Origin of the sequence: Microbispora corallina, from assembly GCF_016863035.1 — a bacterium.
Classification (GTDB): domain Bacteria; phylum Actinomycetota; class Actinomycetes; order Streptosporangiales; family Streptosporangiaceae; genus Microbispora; species Microbispora corallina.
Map to the genome: position 1 here is coordinate 1 of NZ_BOOC01000045.1, position 17672 is coordinate 17672.

Sequence of the window (17672 nt, forward strand, 5' to 3'; positions counted from 1 at the left end):
CGTACGGCCGGAGCAGCTGTTAGAAGGCCTCCTCGGGAACCTCCATGAGGTCCTGGCTGGTGGCGGCGAGCACGCGGCGCTCGGCGGCGAGCCGGGGCAGGACCGTCTGCGCGAAGAACGAGGCGGCGGCCACCTTGCCGGTGTAGAAGTCCTTGTCGGCCTCGGACCCGGCGAGGGCGTTGAGCGCCACCTCGGCCTGGCGCAGCAGCAGCCAGGCGAGGACCAGGTCGCCGAGCGACAGCAGGAACCGGGTGGTGTTGAGGCCCACCTTGTAGACCTCCTGCGGCGTCTCCATCGAGGCGATCGCCCAGCCGGCCATCGTGTCCGCCATGGCCTTGACCTCGGCGGCGGCCTCGGCGAGCAGGCCGCGCTCGACCTTAAGCCGCCCGTTGCCGGCCTCGGAGGCGGCGAACGCGTCGATGTCGTTGAGCAGGGAGCCGAGCGCCCAGCCCTGGTTCTTGAGGATCTTCCGGAAGAACAGGTCGAGGCCCTGGATCGCGGTCGTGCCCTCGTACAGAGAGTCGATCTTGGAGTCGCGGATGTACTGCTCGATCGGGTAGTCCTGCAGGAAGCCCGAGCCGCCGAGCGTCTGCAGCGACCGGGCGAGCAGCTCGTACGACCGCTCGGAGCCGACGCCCTTGACGATGGGGAGCAGCAGGTCGTTCAGCGCCTCGGCGTCGTGGTCGCGGCGGCCCTCGAAGTCCGCGATCTGGATCGCGTCCTGGATCGTCGCCGTGTAGATGACCAGCGCCCGCATCGCCTCGGCGTACGACTTCTGCAGCATCAGCTCGCGCCGTACGTCGGGGTGGTGGGTGATGGTCACGCGCGGCGCGGTCTTGTCGGACGACCGGGCGAGGTCGGCGCCCTGCACCCGGCTCTTCGCGAAGTCGAGGGCGTTGAGGTAGCCGGTCGACAGCGTGGCGATCGCCTTGGCGCCCACCATCATCCGGGCGTGCTCGATGACCATGAACATCTGGCGGATGCCGTCGTGCACGCCGCCCACCAGGTAGCCGACGGCCGGGTGCTTCTCGCCGAAGGTGACCTCGCAGGTCGTGGAGACCTTGAGGCCCATCTTCTTCTCGACGTTGGTGACGTAGGCGCCGTTGCGCTCGCCCAGCTCGCCGGTCTCGAGGTCGACCAGGTACTTGGGCACGAGGAACATCGACAGGCCCTTGGTGCCCGGGCCGTGGCCCTCGGGCCGGGCCAGCACCAGGTGGAAGATGTTCTCGGCCATGTCGTGCTCGGCGCTGGTGATGAAGCGCTTGACGCCCTCCAGGTGCCAGGTGCCGTCGGGCTGCTGGACGGCCTTGGCGCGGCCGGCGCCCACGTCGGACCCGGCGTCGGGCTCGGTCAGGACCATGGTCGCGCCCCAGTGGCGCTCGACGGCGAGCTCGGCGAACCGCTTCTGGTCCTCGGTGCCGACGTCGTGCAGCAGGTGGGCGAAGGCCGGGCCGCAGGCGAACATCCAGACGGCGGGGTTGGCGCCCAGCACCATCTCGGCCATGGCCCACACGAGGCTGCGGGGGGCGGGCGTGCCGCCGAGCTCCGGCTGCAGCTCCAGGCGCCACCACTCCGCGTCCACCCAAGCCTGGTACGACCGCTTGAAGCTCTCCGGCATCGTCACGCTGTGGGTCGCGGGGTCGAACACCGGAGGGTGCCGGTCGGCGTCCTCGAAGGACTCCGCGATCGGACCCGTCGCCAGCCGGTTCACCTCATCGAGCACGCTGCGGGCGGTGTCCACGTCCACGTCCGCGAACGGTCCGGTGCCCAGGACGCTCTGCCGCCCGAACACTTCGAAGAGGTTGAACTCCAGGTCGCGGAGGTTGCTCTTGTAGTGACCCATCGTGTTTGCGCTCCTAGAACCAGACCCGGGGTAACGTACTGGTCGGTAACTATAGCTAATGCTACCCGCGAGTAACCACCCACACGCATGTTTTATGCCACAGATCGGGACGCGTACTGGTGGGTGATCAGGAGCGCGGTAACTCGCTTGACACGTTTGCCGGTGTCTCGGTTGGCTGGCCCGCATGATTGAGATCCAGACGGTGACCGTCGACAGCGAGCGGCCGTACGAGCTGGCCCAGTGGTGGAGCGCGGCCCTGGGCTGGCCCCTCGTGGACTCCGAGCCGGAGGACGACGAGGTGCTGCTCGACCGCCCGGATGGTCCGCCCCACCTGCTGTTCATCAAGGTGCCCGAGGGCAAGAGCGTGAAGAACCGGATCCACCTGGACGTGGTCCCGACCGAGGGGCGCACCCGTGACCAGGAGGTGGAGCGGCTGCTCGGCCTCGGGGCGAAGGAGCACGAGGACCACCGGACCCCCGGGGGGCCCGGCTGGTTCACCCTCCTCGACCCCGAGGGCAACGAGTTCTGCGTGTGCCGGAGCCGGGCCGAGCGCGAGGCCGCGGGCGGCTGAGTGGGACCGGCGGCCCGGTGAGGGGCTCGGCGGCCCCGCGCCGCCCGGCCTCAGGAGGCCTGGGCGCGGCCCTTCATCCCGAACGTGATGACGGCCGTCACCAGCAGGACCAGCAGGCCGCCCCACGCGGCGTCCCAGACGGCGCCGAACACGCCCTCGCGGTCGACGACGATCTGGACGGGGATCATCAGGGCCGCCGCCCCGAGCCCCGGGTAGAGGGAGAAGCGCCAGGGGTGGCGCAGGGCCCACAGCCGGGCCTGCCTGGTCACCCGGTCGCCGTCGTGCGGACGGGCGATCGCGCCGATGGCGGCCACCCACGCGAAGAGGCTGATGCCCGAGCACAGGGCCCAGGTCAGGTCGGGCGGTCCGGGGAGGATGACGCCCAAGACGAGGCTGGTGGCCGCGACCGCCCCGCCGGCGATCGTCGCGGCCCGCCAGGGCGCGCCGCGCAGGGCCGCCCCGGCCAGGGACATCTCGTCCATTCGGGTCAGTTCGTTCATGGTTACAGGCTGCCTCCCCACGCCTTCTCGCGGCATCGGGGAAGTCCCTGACCGCCCCCTGACCCCTCCCGGTTAGGCTCTCGGGATGCCCCTCACCTTCCGTGCGGCCCGGCGCGACGACGTGCCGGCGATCGTGGCCCTGCTCACCGGCGACCCGATCTCCGCGGCGCGGGGACACGCCGCCGCTCCCGACTACGACGCCGCCTTCGCCGCCGTCGACGCCGACCCCCGCAACGAGCTGATCGTGGTCGAGGAGGACGGCGAGGTCGTGGGGACCATGCAGCTCACGTTCATCCCCGGGCTGTCGCGCGGCGGCGCGGAGCGCGCCCAGGTCGAGGCGGTCCGGGTCGCCGAGCGGCGCCGTAACCAGGGGATCGGGCGGGCCATGATGACGTGGGCGGTCGAACGGGCGCGAGAGCGCGGCTGCGCCCTGGTCCAACTCACCTCGGACAAGGAGCGGGCCGACGCCCACCGCTTCTACTCCTCCCTCGGCTTCACGGCCTCGCACGAGGGCTTCAAACTCCGCCTCGGCTAGTGTCGCGTGCTCACGACGCTAGAGCGGCGCGACGTCCACGAAGTTGTCGTGGTAGACCGCGCCCCGGCCCATGTCGGCGTCGCGCTCGTCGACCACCGCGTTGGGGTTGGCGCCGCCGGCGCTGAGCTTGGGCCAGTGCCCCTTGGGCGCCGCCACCACTCCCGGCGCCACCCGGTCGCTGATCTCGACGTCCGCCGTGAACTCGCCGTTCGCGTTGAACACCCGGACCGGCTGCCCGTCCGTCAGGCCGCGCGATTCCGCGTCGGCCGGGTTCACCAGCACACGCGGCCCCTTCGAGCGCCTGAGCAGCTCCGGGTTGTTGGCGAAGGTCGTGTTCAGGAACGTGTGCGAGGCCGGCGTGACCAGCGTGAGCGGGTGCGGCCGGTCGCTGGGGGCCGTACGCGCGGTGAGCGAGGGGGTGTACCCGGCGACGCGGGGCAGGCCGGCTGCCCCGGCCCGCTCGGAGACGAACTCCAGCCGCCCGCTCGGCGTGGGGAAGCCCTCGGTGAACGGCACGAACGGGTCGGCGACGCCGAGCCGGACCCAGCCCTGCTTGCGGATCTCCTCCAGCGAGATCCCGGCCGGGCCGAGCAGCTGCTCGGCGATCTCCAGGTCGGTGTCGTAGAGCGACGGCTCGGTCAGGCCCATCTGCCGGGCGAGGCGGCGGAACGTCTCGGTCGTCGACAGGCACTCGCCCGGCGGCTCGACCGCGGGCTCGTTCCACATCAGGTACATGTGGCCGTAGCCCGCGTGCACGTCCAGGTGCTCGGTCTGCATGGTCGAAGGCAGCACGATGTCGGCGTAGTCGACGGTGTCGGTGGGGAACTGCTCCATCACGACCGTGAACAGGTCGTCCCTCGACAGGGCGGCCCTGATCCGGTTCTGGTCGGAGGTCGAGCCGAGGGGGTTGGCCGCGTAGACCCACAGGCACTTCACCGACTCGTCGAGGCCGTCGGCCAGGCGGGTCATGGTGAGCGTCCTGACCGGGTGGGGGAGCAGGTCCTCGCGGGTGTCGGCGCGCAGCGGCACGTGGGCCGAGGTGGAGTAGGCGACCCCGCCGCCCGGGTAGCGCCAGTCGCCGGTGACGCCGGGGATGCAGGCGATGGCCCGCATGGCCGCGCCGCCGCCCTCGTGGCGCTGGATCCCCATCGTGGCCCGGATCCCCGTCGGCCGGGTGTGCGCGAGCCGTACGCCGAGGGCCCTGATGCGGTCGGCGGGCAGCCCGGTGATCTCCGCGACCCGCTCGACCGGGTACTTCGCGATCTCGGCCGCGAACTCCTCCCACCCGAGCGTGTGCCGCTCGATGTAGTCGCGGTCCTCCGCGCCCTCCTCCAGCACGACGTGCAGCAGGCCGAGGGCGAGCGCGGCGTCCGTGCCCGGGCGGATCGGCAGGTGCTCGTCGGCCTGGTCGGCCGTACGGGTCCTGATCGGGTCGATGGCCACGACGTACGCCCCCGCGGCCCGCGCGTCCTGGACGAACTTCCACAGGTGGTGGCCGCTGGTCAGGGTGTTCGTGCCCCACAGGAGGATCAGCCGGGACAGTGCGAACGTCTCCGGGTCCATGCCGCCGGGCGTCCCGTACACGTACCGGAGGCCGTCGTTGCCCGCCCGGGAGCAGATGTTGAGGTCGTGCCTGGACGCTCCGAGGACGTTCCACAACCGCCGGCCGGCCTCGCCCGTCTCGCCCTGGACGTAGCCGAGCGTCCCCGTGCCCTGATAGGGCCAGATAGCCTCGCCGCCGTGCTCCGCCACGATCGCCGTCAGCCGTTCGGCGATCTCCGACAGCGCCTCGTCCCAGGTGATGCGCTCGAACCGGCCCGACCCCTTCGGCCCCGTACGGCGGAGGGGGTACAGGAGGCGGTCGGCCGCCCTCGTGTGCTCCAGGTAGCGGTTGACCTTCACGCACAGCGCGCCCCTCGTGTAGGGGTGCTCCCGGTTTCCGCGCAGGGAGACGGCCTCGCCGTCGCGTACGGTCACGACCCAGGAACAGGTGTCGGGGCAGTCGAGCGGGCAGGCGCCGAGAACGGTCAGGGACGAGTCCATGCCTCAGACGGTAACCCCTGGCCCCGACCGGCCGGTCAGCCGATCTCCCCGATGTGGGCGATGTTGGCCGCGTCCTGCGGGTCGTCGCTGGGCTCACCGGCGAACCAGGCGTCGAGGATCTCCGCGAGCACCTGCTCGGAGGTGAGGCGCAGGCTGAGGGCCAGCACGTTGGCGTCGTTCCAGGTGCGGGCCCCGGCAGCCGTGGGCCCGTCGGCGCACAGCGCCGCCCGCACCCCCGGCACCTTGTTGGCCGCGATGGACGCGCCCGTACCGGTCCAGCAGCATACGATCGCCTGGTCCGAACGGCCGGCGGCGACGTCTTTCGCCGCCGCGGAGCAACACCATGCCCAGTCGGCACGGCCGCCGGGGGCCAGCGCTCCATAGAGTGTGACTGAATGGCCGCGCCGTTCCACCTCGGTCACCAGCGCTGACGCGATTCCGTCCAGACTGTCCGAGGCAAGGGAAATACGCATGCGGTAATTGTGGACACCGAGTGCGAAGATCGCACAGAATCGCTGGTGGTGAGAGGCATCAAGGAGCAGGACCTAACGTTGGACACTCCTGGCCAGGGAGCGGTCCTCGTCGTCGAGCCTCTGCTGCCGCAGCGGATCCGCCGTCCCTCCGACGCCCTGCGGTTCCTGCTCACGCTGCTGTCCCTGGCCGCCGTCGTGCTGCTGGCCCTGGCACTCCAGCGGACGCTGAACGGCCTCGAGACCGACGTCCAGGCCGGCACCGGCCGGGCCCCCGAGGTCCTGTCGGCCGCCTCCGGGCTGCTGGGCGGAGTCGCCGTGCTCGTCGTCCCCGTGGCGTTCGCCGTCGAGCGGGTCTTCCACCGCGACGGCATGCGCGTGACGCAGGGCCTGATCGCGGCCATCCTCGCCCTGCTGATCTCGTACGCGATCGACGAGTGGCTGATCCTGTCCGGACCGGCCGAGTTGAAGCAGCTTCTCACCGGCGGCCGGGACGTCGAGCCCCTCAACACCGTGCTCACTCCCGCCATCGCCTACGCCACCGCCGTACGGATGTCGCGGCGGCCGCAGTGGCGGGCCCTGATGTGGATGGCGCTCGGGCTCGACGTGTTCGCGCTGTTCACGGCCACCAAGGTCACGGCGCTCGGCGTGATCCTGACGTACCTCGTCGGCCTGGCCGTGGGCTTCGGCACCCTGTACGGCATCGGCAGCGCCAACACCCGCCCGCCCGGCAGCGCCGTGCTGGCCGCGCTGCGGCGGCTCGGGTTCGTCCCGGTCAGCGCGCGGCGGGTCGAGGACGACAGCTCGGGCAGCCGCCGCTACCTCGTCGGCCTGGCCGACGACCGGCGGCTCGCCGTGACCGTGCTCGACCGCGACCGCCAGGTCGCCGGGATCGTCTACCGGCTGTGGCGCCGGTTTCGGCTCAACACCGAGACCCGCCGCCGGGCCATCCGGTCGCTGCGGGCGGAGCTCGAACGCGAGGCCCTCATGGCCTACGCCGCCCAGGCGGCCGGGGCGCGGCTGCCGCGGCTGCTGGGCACGAGCGAGGTCGGCACCGAGGCCGCCCTGCTGGCGTACGAGCACGTCGAGACCCGCCCGGTCGGCGAGCTGCGCGACGACGAGATCGACGACCGCCTGCTCGGCCAGATATGGGAGCAGGTGCGGCTGCTGCACGCGCACCGGCTCGCCCACCGGCACCTGACCGGCGAGACCATCCACGTGGACGCCGACCACCGCGTGTTCCTGGGCGACGCCCGCAGCGGCGAGATCGCGTCCGGCGACCTGCTGCTGCGGCTCGACATCGCCCAGCTGCTGACCTACCTCGGCACCCGGGTCGGGCCCGCCCGCGCGGTGAGCTCGGCGGAGGCCGTCCTCGGCGCCGACACGCTCGCGGGGGCGCTGCCGCTGCTCCAGCTGATCGCGCTCAGCCGCGAGACCCGGGCCGCCGTCCGCCGCGACAAGGACCTGCTGCCGTCCATCCGCGAGCAGATCGTCGCGCTCCGGCCGCAGGTCGCGGTGGAGGAGGTGCGGCTCGAACGGTTCCGGCCCCGGACGCTCGTCACGATCATCGCCAGCGCCCTCGCCGCCTACCTCCTGCTCTCGCAGCTCACCAGGATCAACCTGGTCTCGGTCGTGACCAGCGCCAACTGGGCGTGGGGCGGCGTCGCGCTGGTCGCCGCCGCCCTCAGCTACGTCGCCGCCGCGGTCATGCTGCGGGGGTTCGTCCCCGAGCCGCTGCCGCTCGGCCGGACCGTGCTGGCCCAGTTCGCCGGGTCGTTCGTGAAGCTGGTCGCCCCCGCCGCCGTGGGCGGCGTTGCGATCAACACCCGCTACCTGCAGAAGCGCGGCGTGCCGCCGGGCGCGGCCGTCGCCAGCGTCGGGGCCTCCCAGGTCGTCGGCCTCGCCTCGCACATCGTGCTGCTCCTGCTGTTCGGCTACCTGACCGGCACCCAGGCGGCGCCGTCCCTCACGCCGTCCCGCGGCCTGCTCGTGGTCCTGCTCTGCGTCGCCGTGGTGTTCCTGATCGTGCTCGCCGTACGGCCGCTGCGGCGGCTGCTGACCACCCGGGTGCGGGCGATGTTCTCGGGCGTGATCCCCCGGCTGCTCGACGTGGTCCAGTCACCCGGGAAGATCGCGGAGGCCGTCGGCGGCACGCTGCTGCTGACGATCACCTTCGTCGCCTGCCTCACCGCGTGCGTGCACGCCTTCGGCGGCCAGGTCAGCATCTCGGCCGTCGCCGTGGCGTTCCTCGCGGGCAACGCCATCGGCTCCGCGGCCCCCACGCCCGGCGGCCTCGGAGCGGTCGAGCTCTCCCTGTCTGTCGGCCTGACCGTCGCCGGCCTGCCCGGGACGGTCGCCACCTCGGCCGTGCTGCTGTTCCGGTTGATGACGTTCTGGCTGCCCGTCCTGCCCGGCTGGGCCTCCTTCACCTACCTCCAGCGCCAGAACGCCCTCTGAATCCTCTGGGAGTCGCGGCCCGCTCGTCTGGGAGTCGCGGCCCTCGCCGCGCCCGGGAGCGGGTGGAGGGCCGGGCCGCCCGGGATTTCTCCCAGAGGGCTCACAGATCCTCTCAAGGGCCGCCCAGAGCCGTCGGCCAGCCTTCTCCGCATGATTCGGTTGCGACAGCTGACCAAGCGGTACGGCGAGGTCACCGCCGTGGACGACCTCACCGTCGACGTCCGGCCGGGCGTCGTCACGGGCTTCCTCGGCCCGAACGGCTCGGGCAAGACCACCACCATGCGCATGATCCTCGGGCTCGACCGGCCGACGAGCGGGACCGCGACGATCTCCGGCCGCCCGTACGCCGGCCTCGCCGCCCCGCTGCGCGAGGTGGGCGCCCTGCTCGACGCCCACGCCGTGCACCCGCGCCGCAGGGCGTACGACCACCTCCTGTGGCTCGCGCAGAGCAACGACATCGGACGCCGGCGGATCGACGAGGTCCTCGCGCTCGTCGGCCTCGGGGACGTCGCCCGCCGCCGTCCGGGCGGGTTCTCGCTCGGCATGAAGCAGCGTCTCGGCATCGCCGCCGCGCTGCTCGGCGACCCGCCGGTCCTGCTGCTCGACGAGCCCGTCAACGGTCTCGACCCCGAGGGCATCCGGTGGATCCGGACGCTCGTGCGCGGCCTGGCCGCCGAGGGCCGGACCGTCCTCGTCTCCAGCCACCTGATGAGCGAGATGGCGCTCACGGCCGACCATCTGATCGTCGTCGGACGGGGGCGGCTGATCGCCGACACCGGGCTGCGGGAGTTCATGCGGTCCCGGTCGCCCGAGGCCGTCCTCGTGCGGGCCGCGGCGGCCGACCGGCTCGCGGGCCTGCTCCGGGCAGCCGGGGCGTCCGTGGGCACCGGCGGCGGGGACGCGCTCACGGTGACCGGTCTCCCGAGCGCGGAGATCGGCAGGGTCGCCCTGGCCCACGGGATCGCGCTGCAGGAGCTCACCCCCCAGTGGTCCTCGCTCGAGGAGGCGTACCTCGACCTCACCAGGGACGCCGTCGAGTTCGCCGGAGTGCCGTCATGACCGCCCTGGGACTCCTCCGCTCGGAGCGGACGAAGTTCCGCACCCTCCGCGCCACCGTCCGCCTGCTGGCCGGGGCCCTCCTCGTCGCCGGGACGTACGGCTTCCTCTTCGGGACGGCCGCGGCCCGGGACTACAAGGCCGCCTCCGCCGCGGCGAAGGCGGCCTTCGACCCGGCCGGCGCCGCGTTCCGCGCCATGCTGCTGGCCGGGGTCCTGGTGAGCGCCGTGGGCGTGCTCGCCGTGACCGCCGAATACGCCACGGGCACGATCAGGGCCGGGGTGACGGCCGTGCCCCGGCGCGCGTTCCTGGTCGCCGCCAAGGCCGCCGTCGTCGCGCTGGTCCTGCTGCCCGCCGGGCCTCTCCTCGCCCTCACGTCGTTCGTCGCGAGCCAGACCGCGCTGGCCGCGCGGGGCGTCCCGAGTCTGGCCCTGGGCGATCCCGGCGTGGCGGGCGCGGTCGCGGGCAGCGCGCTGTTCGCCGCCCTGCTCGGCCTGTACGGCGTGGCCCTGGGCTTCCTGCTGCGCCGGTCGGCGGGCGCGATCTGCCTGGCGACGTTCCTCCTGCTGCTGCCGGGCATGGCGGCCCTCCTCCCGCCGGGGGCGGCCCGGTGGGTGGTGACGTGGTGGCCGAGCGCCGCCGGCGCCCAGGTGTTCGCGGTTCATCCCGGCGCCGGGGCGCTCGGCCCGCTCGCGGGGACCGGCGTCCTGGCCGCCACCGTCCTCGCCCTCCTGCTCGCCGCCGTCGCGGTCTTCCGAAGGCGGGACGCCTGATGGCCGCTCTCGCGCGGCGTCGTCTGCTCGCCGAGTCCGTACGGGGGGCCGGTGCGGCCGTGCTCGCCTGGCTCGCGATGGCCACGCTGTCGGCGGCCTGCCTCCTCGCGCTCGGGACGTGCTCGGCCGGCCTGGTGGCGGCCCTGGTGACCGCGGCCGTCTCCGGCGGCCTGGGCTTGTCCGCCGACCTCGGGCTCCTCGTGCACCTGGAGGGTCACGTGGTCGCGGCGCCCCTGGGCGTGGCGTCGGCCGGCGCCGTCTGCCTGGCGTACGGGCTGCTCCGCCGGTCCCGGGCGCTGCCCGTGGCCGCGCTGGCCGTGCGGTGCGCCGCGGCGGTGGTCGCCTGCCTCGGCCTGCTCGCCCTCACCGCCGCCCTCGCCCGGGGCGTCGTGGCCCTGGGCGGCAGCGGCGGGCTGCCGTTCGGCGGTGGGTCGACGGGTGGGGTGCCGTTCGGAGCCGATCCGGGGCTTTTTCCTGCGGCCGGTCGGGGGGCCGTCCCGGCGAGGGTGTCCCTGGTGGGAGATCCGGGGGCCGCGCTCGTGGGGGGCCTCGCGCGGGTCACCGTCCTCGTGCTCGCCTGCGTGCTTGCCGGGCGGCCCTCACCACTGCGGCCCGCCGTACGGGCGGTCGTCGGGGTGTGCGCGGGGGTGGCCCTGGCGGCGTGGGGAGCCGGAACGGTGGTCGCGCTGGTCACCGGCGCCTCGTCGGGGTGGGGAATGCCCCGGGCCGCCGGGCTGGCCCTGTTGGGCGGCCCCAATGTGGCGCTCGCGGCACTTTCGGAGGCCCTGGGCGTGCCCTGGTGGCCCGGGCCGGCCCTGTGGCCGGCGGGTCTCGTCGTCCTCCTGGTGATGGGCGTGCTGTCGGCCGTACCGGCCGCCCGGGAGCCGTCCGCGGCCGATACGCGAGCGCCGCGCCGGCCACTGGCGCTGCGTACGGCCCTGGCGCTGGGCGCGGTCATGGCGGTGGCGGCTCCCGTGATCACTTTGATGTCGGGCGCCTCGGTGGAGGCGGCCGTCGAGGTGGCCGGTCACACCCTGCGGACCGTCCAGCTGGGGTTCGCCGGCGACCCCGTACGTGCGGCCTGGCTGGGCGCGCTGGAGGGCGGAGCGGCGGGGCTCGCGGGGGCCCTCGTCCTGGACACGGTGCGCCGGGGCGGGGCTTCGCGCGTACGACGGCCTTACACGGCGGATCCCTATCCTCGACACGACGCAGCCCGCCGGTGAAGGAGGCCGCATGGAGAGGCAGCGCCTGCTGGTGGTCGACGACGAGCCGGTGGTCCGCGAGCTGCTGTCGGCGACGCTCCGCTTCGCGGGGTACACGGTGGCGAGCGCGGCCACTGGAGCGCAGGCCATCGACGCCGCCCGCGCCGAATCGCCCGCCCTGGTCCTCCTCGACGTGATGCTTCCCGACATGGATGGGTTCGAGGTGATCCGCCGGTTACGTGAGCTTCCCCGGCCGCTGGAGGGCGGGCGGCCGGGGACGGTGCCCGTGCTGTTCCTCACGGCCAGGGACGCTACGGCGGACAAGATCAACGGGCTGCGGCTGGGCGGCGACGACTACGTGACCAAGCCGTTCGACCTGGAGGAACTGCTCGCCCGGATCGAGGCCGTCCTCCGGCGCGCGGGCCTCGCCCCGGACGACCGGACGCTGCGGGTGGCCGACCTGGAGCTCGACCCCGACGGCCATCAGGTGCTCAAGGCGGGCCGGCCGGTACGGCTGTCGCCCACCGAGTTCCGCCTGCTGCACTATCTGATGCTCAACGCGGGGAGAGTCGTCTCCAAGGCGCAGATCCTCGACCACGTCTGGCAGTACGACTTCGCCGGCGACTCCAGCATCGTGGACACCTACGTCAGCTACGTGCGGCGGAAGGCCGACACCGCCGAGCCCAAGCTGATCCACACGATGCACGGCGTGGGGTACGTCCTGCGCAAGCCACGCCCATGACGCCTCCCCATCGGCATCCGGGCACTCGGTTTCCGAGGCGCCTGACCCCACCAGACTCATCCCCGGCCGGCGGTTCCCCGAGCGACCCGCGACCCCTGTCCCCGGCCGCCGGTTCGTCGGGCGGCCGTCCGCGGGCCATGTCCCCGGCTGCCGAGTCGCCGGGCAGCAGGTCCCCGGGCGGCGACTCTCCCGGCCGTGGTTCCCCGGGTGGCGGCACTCCCGGCCGTGGTTCCCCGGGTGGCGGCACTCCCGGCGGCGGTTCCGCGGGGGGCGGGTCTCTCGGCGGGCGATCTCCGCGGGGTCTGTCCCTGCGCGGGCGGCTTCTGCTGACCACGATGGCTCTGCTGACGGCGGGCCTCGCGGTGAGCGGCGCGGTCGCGGTGGCCACACTCCGGGCGCACCTGATCGATCGGGTGGACCAGCAGCTCACCCCGATCGCGACGTTGCTGACCCGCCTGCCTCCCGGCCTGCTGGACCTCCCGGCCACCGAGCAGAGCCGGCAGGCCGTGCGCCTGCTGCCCGGGATGGACCTGATCGACCAGGTGTACGTCGCCTACCTGAGACCGGACGGTACCGTACGGCAGGCCACCGGCCTCTGGCCGCGGAACCTCCGGCAGACGCCCGATCTGCCCCGCCTCGACGCGGCGGCGGTCAGCCGCCTTGGAGGCGAGCCGTTCGACGTCCCCGGACGCGCGGGCGACGGCTCCTGGCGGGCGGTCGTGCGGCCGTCTTCGGCCTTGGGGCAGGTGGCAGGGGACGGAAGTGTGGTTGTGGCCGCCTCGCTGGCCGGGGTCCGGTCGACCGTGGGCCGGCTCACCGTCGTCTGCGCCGCCACCGGCGCCCTCCTCCTGACGTCGCTCGCCCTCATCGGCTGGTTCGCCGTACGCCGGAGGCTGCGGCCGCTGCGCGAGATCGAGGAGACCGCCGCCGCCATCGCGAAGGGCGACCTGTCCCGGCGGGTGCCCGCCCTGGCCTCGCCCCGTACGGAGGTCGGCCGTCTGTCGGCGTCGTTGAACGGCATGCTCGGTCAGCTGGAAACGGCCTTCGCCGAACGCGAGCGGTCGGAGGCGCGGATGCGGCGGTTCGTGGCCGACGTGAGCCACGAGCTGCGCACACCCCTCTTTGGGATCAAGGGCTTCGCGGAACTGCACCGGATGGGCGGCCTGCCCGACGTCGACCGGACCCTCGGCCGGATCGAGAGCGAGGCCGGACGTCTGGCCGGCCTGGTGGAGGACCTGCTGCTGCTGGCCCGCCTCGACGAGGGGGATGGGGCCATGCCGATGGACCTGGCCCCCATGGACCTGCGGACACTGGCCGCCGACGCCTACCACGACCTGCGCGCCCTCGATCCGGACCGGGAGGTCACGCTGACCGGCCCGGAGGGCGGTGCTCCCGAGGAGGCGCAGGTCCACGGCGACGAGGACCGGTTGCGGCAGGTCGTGTCCAACCTGGTGGGCAACGCCGTCACCCACACCCCGCCGGGCACCGCCGTCCGCATCGGCGTCGGCAGGATCGGCGACCAGGGTGTCCTGGTGATCGAGGACGAAGGGCCAGGCCTGCCGCCGGGGGAGGCCACGAAGGTGTTCGACCGCTTCTACCGCGTCGACGACTCCCGCAGCCGCTCGGCCGGTGGCGGGGCCGGCCTCGGCCTCGCGATCGTCCGATCGATCGCCACCGCCCACGGGGGCCGGGTCGAGCTGACGACGCCTCCAAGCGGCGGCGCCGCCTTCCGGGTACTCCTCCCGGCAGCCCCGCCCTCGCCCTGACCGGCGCACGGCCAGAACAGCGACCCCGGCAGGGTCCTGATCAGGGCATCAACCTCTTCAGTCAGGCCATCGACCTCACCGGTCGCGAGCCGGGCACGAACCTGCGAGGGCCTGAGCCGACCGTAGACCCGCCAGGGCCTGAGCCGGCCGTAGACCCGCCAGGGCCTGAGCCGGGAACTGGCCCGCCAAGACTTGGGTCGGGCGTCGGGCTGACGGGGGCTGACCCGCGATGCGCGACGCCCGGCCGTGGCGTGCGCCCGAAGCCGGGGCTGAGCGCGGACGATCAGTGGGAACTGGAGGCCGCCCACAGATTGATGCCGGACTCGACGGCGTCCTTGTCGATGGTCTCGAGCTCCTCCTTGGTGAAGTCGAGCCTGTTGACGGCGTCGAGGCTGTCGTCGAGCTGCTCCACGCTGCTCGCGCCGATCAGCACCGAGGTCACCCGGCTGTCGCGCAAGGCCCACGCCAGCGCCATCTGGGCGAGCGACTGGCCGCGCTTCTTGGCGATCTCGTTGAGCGTACGCACGTGACGCAGGGCCTCGTCCGTCAGCAGTGAGGGGTCGAGCGACTTGCCCTGCGCCGCCCGCGAGTCCTTCGGAATGCCGCCGAGGTAGCGATCGGTGAGCATGCCCTGCGCCAGTGGAGAGAAGGCGATGCAGCCCACCCCGGCCTCCTCCAGCACGTCGAGCAGGCCCTCCTCGATCCAGCGGTTCAGCATCGAGTAGGACGGCTGGTGGATCAACAGCGGCGTGCCCATCTCGCGCAGGATTTGGGCGGCCTCCCTGGTCCGCTCCGGCGAGTAGGACGAGATCCCGGCGTAGAGCGCCTTCCCGGAGCGGACGGCGTGGGCGAGCGCGCCCATCGTCTCCTCCAGCGGCGTCTCCGGGTCGAAGCGGTGGCTGTAGAAGATGTCGACGTAGTCGAGTCCCATCCGCTTCAGCGACTGGTCGAGGCTGGCCAGCAGGTATTTCCTTGATCCCCAATCACCGTACGGTCCGGGCCACATGTCGTACCCCGCCTTGGTCGAGACGACGAGCTCGTCCCGGTACCTGGCGAAGTCCTGCTGGAAGAGGTGGCCGAAGTTGATCTCGGCGGAGCCGTACGGCGGGCCGTAGTTGTTGGCCAGGTCGAAGTGGGTGACGCCGCGGTCGAAGGCCCGGCGGAGGATTGCCCGCTGTGTCTCGATCGGCTTGTCGTCCCCGAAGTTGTGCCACAGCCCCAACGACACCGCGGGCAGCCTCAGCCCGCTGCGCCCGGTCCGGTTGTACGGCATGGGCCCGTACCGGCCCTCGGCAGCCACGTAGCTCACTCGGTCACTCCCACTCGGTCGAGGATCCAGGAGAGCGCGAACGCCTCCTCACGCCATGCGTCGTAACGGCCGCTCCGGCCGCCGTGTCCCGCGCCCATCTCGGTCTTCAGCAGGAACGGCCCGCCGTCGGCCGCCTCCCGGAGCCGCGCGATCCACTTCGCCGGCTCATGGAAGAGGACACGGGTGTCGTTCAGGCTGGTGATGGCCAGGATCGGCGGGTAGCGCCGGCCGTCGACGTTCTCGTAGGGCGTGTAGGACTTCATGTACGCGTAGACGTCGGGGTCGTGCAGCGGGTCGCCCCACTCGTCCCACTCGATCACCGTCAGCGGCAGCGACGGGTCGAGGATCGTGTTCAGCGCGTCCACGAACGGGACCTCTGCCACCACTCCCGCGAAGTCCTCCGGGGCGAGATTGGCCACCGCGCCCATCAGCAGCCCACCGGCCGAACCGCCGCGCGCGATGATCCTGCTCGACCAGCCCTCGGACTTGAGGTGCCGCGCGCACGCCACGAAGTCGCTGAACGTGTTCTTCTTGCGGGTCAGCTTGCCGTCCTCGTACCACCGCCGGCCCATCTCGCCACCGCCCCGTACGTGCGCCACCGCGAACACGAGCCCGCGGTCGAGCAGCGACAGCCGTGCCACCGAGAAGTAGGGGTCGATGGAGGTCTCGTAGCTGCCGTAGCCGTAGAGAAGGGTGGGGGCGGGCCGGCCCGTCCCCTTCTTGACCACGATCGAGATCGGGACGCGGGTGCCGTCCTCCGCCGTCGCCCACTCGCGGAACTGCTCGTAGTCGCCCGGGTCGTAACCCCCGAGCACGGGCCGCCGCTTCAGCAGGATCAGCTCACCCGACGGCAGGTCGTAGTCGTAGACCGACGGCGGGGTGATCATGGAGGTGTAGCTCAGCCTGAGCCGGCTCGTCTCGAACTCCGGGTTCCCGCTCGGCGCCGCGTCGTAGATCGGCTCCGGGAACGGGATCTCGTACGGCTCTCGCCCCTCGCCCGGCAGGATGCGGATGCCGGTCAGCCCGTCGCGCCGGAAGTGCACGACGATGTGGCCTTCGAACGCGTCGACGTCGAGCAGCCGGGTGTCCTCGCGGTGCTCGATGAGTGGCGTCCAGGCCGACGGGTCGTCGATGGGCGCGGTGGCGAGCTCGAAGTTGACCGCTCCGTCGTTGTGCAGGACGAGGAAGCGGTCCCCCGCATGGTCGAGCGCGTACTCCACGCCGGTGCGCCGCGGCCTGACGACGGTGAACTCGCCGTCGGGCCGGTCCGCGTCCAGGACCCGCACCTCGCTGGTGATCTTGCTGCCGGCGCTGAGCACCAGGTAGCGCTGGCTCCGGGTCAGCCCGATGCCGACCCAGAACCGCTCGTCGTCCTCCTGGTAGACGAGCGCGTCCTCACCGGTCGAGCCGAGCGTGTGGCGGAACACGCGGTACGGCCGCCAGGCGTCGTCGATGGTCGTGTAGAAGAACGTCGAGCCGTCGGAGGACCAGGCGCCTCCGTAGAAGACGTCGGTGACCTCATCGGGGAGCAGCTCGCCCGTCCGCAGGTCCTTGAAACGCAGCGTGAACCGCTCGTCGCCGCGGAAGTCCGTCGAGTACGCGAGCCTGGTGCCGTCCGGGCTGACCGCGCTGGTGCCGATGGAGAAGAACGGACTGTCGCCGGCGAGCTCATTGCCGTCGAGGATGACCTGCTCCCCTGGGAGGGGCTCGCCGGGCTTCAGCTCGGGCGGGCTGTCGCCGTCGGCCGCCACCCGGCACTGGATCCCGTACTGCTTGCCCTCTTCAGTGCGGGAGTAGTACCACCAGCCGCCCTTGCGAGTGGGCACAGACAGATCGGTCTCCAGGGTGCGGCCCTTGATCTCCTGGAAGACGGTCTCCTGGAGGTCCTTGAGGTGGCCCGTCATCTCCTGGGTGTAGGCGTTCTCCGCCTCCAGGTGCGCGATCGTGTCGGGATCGTCCTTGTTGAGCAGCCAGGCGTACTCGTCGATCACGGTGTCGCCGTGATGCGTGCGCTCGACCGGTACCTTCTTCGCCACAGGCGGCATGTCGCTCACCCGGGAAAGTCTATGTTCGCCGTGGTCCCGCCACCGCGTGCCGCTCTAGCCTGTGGATAACTTCCCCGCGAGGAACGACGGCCCCTTCGTTCCAACGCAGGTGACGCTCCTCGCGCGCGCCCTACGCGTCACAGGCGCGGCAGGAATAGGCCGGGTGATGGGGACGTTGTTCGCTTGTTGGGTCTGGTGGTGTTCCGGGCCTGGTAATCTTGTGATGTCGGCGCGGTCCGGCGTCTCCCTTCTCGATCATCTCGGTGGTTGCGTGATGGGTGTCGCCGGGTTGGTGTGCCGGCGCTCCCCTCTGGTTTGGCTGACTCTCGCTGCCGAGTTGTGTTGGTGGCTGCGGTCGGG

The 17672-nt window shown here is 72.4% G+C and carries 14 protein-coding genes; 8 read left to right on the forward strand and 6 right to left on the reverse strand.

The window, feature by feature from the left end:
- Nucleotides 1-19: 19 nt before the first annotated feature.
- On the reverse strand, nucleotides 20-1843 hold the full coding sequence (locus Mco01_RS33585) for an acyl-CoA dehydrogenase (protein ID WP_204060850.1): 1824 nt from the start codon (nucleotides 1841-1843) through the stop codon (nucleotides 20-22).
- 184 nt (nucleotides 1844-2027) lie between these two features.
- Between Mco01_RS33585 and Mco01_RS33590 the strand changes: the two genes are divergently transcribed.
- Nucleotides 2028-2414: a VOC family protein gene (locus Mco01_RS33590; protein WP_204060851.1), complete on the forward strand. Its 387-nt coding sequence runs from the start codon at nucleotides 2028-2030 to the stop codon at nucleotides 2412-2414.
- 50 nt (nucleotides 2415-2464) lie between these two features.
- On the opposite strand, the gene Mco01_RS33595 is transcribed toward Mco01_RS33590, so the two are convergent.
- The gene (locus tag Mco01_RS33595; protein ID WP_036324064.1) at nucleotides 2465-2914 is read right to left on the reverse strand and encodes a hypothetical protein; all 450 of its coding nucleotides are present in this window, start codon (nucleotides 2912-2914) and stop codon (nucleotides 2465-2467) included.
- 85 nt (nucleotides 2915-2999) lie between these two features.
- Between Mco01_RS33595 and Mco01_RS33600 the strand changes: the two genes are divergently transcribed.
- Nucleotides 3000-3449, forward strand: a complete 450-nt coding sequence (locus Mco01_RS33600) for a GNAT family N-acetyltransferase (protein ID WP_204060852.1) — start codon at nucleotides 3000-3002, stop codon at nucleotides 3447-3449.
- Between the two features lie 18 nt (nucleotides 3450-3467).
- Here Mco01_RS33600 and Mco01_RS33605 read toward each other — a convergent pair whose 3' ends face one another.
- Both Mco01_RS33605 and Mco01_RS33610 read right to left on the reverse strand, forming a co-directional pair.
- The gene (locus tag Mco01_RS33605; RefSeq protein ID WP_204060853.1) at nucleotides 3468-5492 is read right to left on the reverse strand and encodes a molybdopterin-containing oxidoreductase family protein; all 2025 of its coding nucleotides are present in this window, start codon (nucleotides 5490-5492) and stop codon (nucleotides 3468-3470) included.
- Between the two features lie 35 nt (nucleotides 5493-5527).
- Complete coding sequence (locus Mco01_RS33610; protein ID WP_204060854.1) at nucleotides 5528-5965, reverse strand: RpiB/LacA/LacB family sugar-phosphate isomerase; 438 nt, start codon at nucleotides 5963-5965, stop codon at nucleotides 5528-5530.
- A gap of 78 nt (nucleotides 5966-6043) precedes the next feature.
- Between Mco01_RS33610 and Mco01_RS33615 the strand changes: the two genes are divergently transcribed.
- The 6 genes from Mco01_RS33615 to Mco01_RS33640 all read left to right on the forward strand — a co-directional run bounded on the left by Mco01_RS33615 (nucleotide 6044) and on the right by Mco01_RS33640 (nucleotide 13958).
- Nucleotides 6044-8419 carry a lysylphosphatidylglycerol synthase transmembrane domain-containing protein gene (locus tag Mco01_RS33615; RefSeq protein WP_204060855.1) on the forward strand — a complete coding sequence of 792 codons (2376 nt, stop codon included), beginning with the start codon at nucleotides 6044-6046 and terminating at the stop codon, nucleotides 8417-8419.
- Nucleotides 8420-8569: 150 nt separating this feature from the next.
- Nucleotides 8570-9478, forward strand: a complete 909-nt coding sequence (locus tag Mco01_RS33620) for an ABC transporter ATP-binding protein (RefSeq protein ID WP_204060856.1) — start codon at nucleotides 8570-8572, stop codon at nucleotides 9476-9478.
- A complete protein-coding gene (locus Mco01_RS33625; protein ID WP_204060857.1) occupies nucleotides 9475-10248 on the forward strand; it encodes a hypothetical protein in 774 nt (257 codons plus the stop codon). The genes Mco01_RS33620 and Mco01_RS33625 overlap by 4 nt, the downstream gene beginning before the upstream one ends.
- Nucleotides 10248-11471 carry a streptophobe family protein gene (locus Mco01_RS33630; protein ID WP_204060858.1) on the forward strand — a complete coding sequence of 408 codons (1224 nt, stop codon included), beginning with the start codon at nucleotides 10248-10250 and terminating at the stop codon, nucleotides 11469-11471. The genes Mco01_RS33625 and Mco01_RS33630 overlap by 1 nt, the downstream gene beginning before the upstream one ends.
- A gap of 10 nt (nucleotides 11472-11481) precedes the next feature.
- The gene (locus Mco01_RS33635) at nucleotides 11482-12192 is read left to right on the forward strand and encodes a response regulator transcription factor (protein ID WP_204060859.1); all 711 of its coding nucleotides are present in this window, start codon (nucleotides 11482-11484) and stop codon (nucleotides 12190-12192) included.
- A gap of 335 nt (nucleotides 12193-12527) precedes the next feature.
- Nucleotides 12528-13958 (forward strand): sensor histidine kinase, encoded by a 1431-nt coding sequence (locus Mco01_RS33640; protein ID WP_204060860.1) that lies wholly within the window; start codon nucleotides 12528-12530, stop codon nucleotides 13956-13958.
- A gap of 283 nt (nucleotides 13959-14241) precedes the next feature.
- Here the strand turns inward: Mco01_RS33640 and mgrA are convergent, their stop codons facing one another.
- The gene (gene mgrA / locus Mco01_RS33645) at nucleotides 14242-15267 is read right to left on the reverse strand and encodes an L-glyceraldehyde 3-phosphate reductase (RefSeq protein WP_204060861.1); all 1026 of its coding nucleotides are present in this window, start codon (nucleotides 15265-15267) and stop codon (nucleotides 14242-14244) included.
- Entirely contained in the window at nucleotides 15264-17312 is a 2049-nt protein-coding gene (locus tag Mco01_RS33650; protein ID WP_239104110.1) for a S9 family peptidase, read from the reverse strand. The genes mgrA and Mco01_RS33650 overlap by 4 nt, the downstream gene beginning before the upstream one ends.
- Nucleotides 17313-17672: the final 360 nt, after the last annotated feature.

Coding starts and splice junctions, on each gene's coding strand:
- Mco01_RS33585 (WP_204060850.1), bottom strand. CDS start 1,843: ATGGGTCACTACAAGAGCAACCTCCGCGACCTGGAGTTCAACCTCTTC.
- Mco01_RS33590 (WP_204060851.1), top strand. CDS start 2,028: ATGATTGAGATCCAGACGGTGACCGTCGACAGCGAGCGGCCGTACGAG.
- Mco01_RS33595 (WP_036324064.1), bottom strand. CDS start 2,914: ATGAACGAACTGACCCGAATGGACGAGATGTCCCTGGCCGGGGCGGCC.
- Mco01_RS33600 (WP_204060852.1), top strand. CDS start 3,000: ATGCCCCTCACCTTCCGTGCGGCCCGGCGCGACGACGTGCCGGCGATC.
- Mco01_RS33605 (WP_204060853.1), bottom strand. CDS start 5,492: ATGGACTCGTCCCTGACCGTTCTCGGCGCCTGCCCGCTCGACTGCCCC.
- Mco01_RS33610 (WP_204060854.1), bottom strand. CDS start 5,965: ATGCGTATTTCCCTTGCCTCGGACAGTCTGGACGGAATCGCGTCAGCG.
- Mco01_RS33620 (WP_204060856.1), top strand. CDS start 8,570: ATGATTCGGTTGCGACAGCTGACCAAGCGGTACGGCGAGGTCACCGCC.
- Mco01_RS33625 (WP_204060857.1), top strand. CDS start 9,475: ATGACCGCCCTGGGACTCCTCCGCTCGGAGCGGACGAAGTTCCGCACC.
- Mco01_RS33630 (WP_204060858.1), top strand. CDS start 10,248: ATGGCCGCTCTCGCGCGGCGTCGTCTGCTCGCCGAGTCCGTACGGGGG.
- Mco01_RS33635 (WP_204060859.1), top strand. CDS start 11,482: ATGGAGAGGCAGCGCCTGCTGGTGGTCGACGACGAGCCGGTGGTCCGC.
- Mco01_RS33640 (WP_204060860.1), top strand. CDS start 12,528: ATGGCTCTGCTGACGGCGGGCCTCGCGGTGAGCGGCGCGGTCGCGGTG.
- Mco01_RS33650 (WP_239104110.1), bottom strand. CDS start 17,312: ATGCCGCCTGTGGCGAAGAAGGTACCGGTCGAGCGCACGCATCACGGC.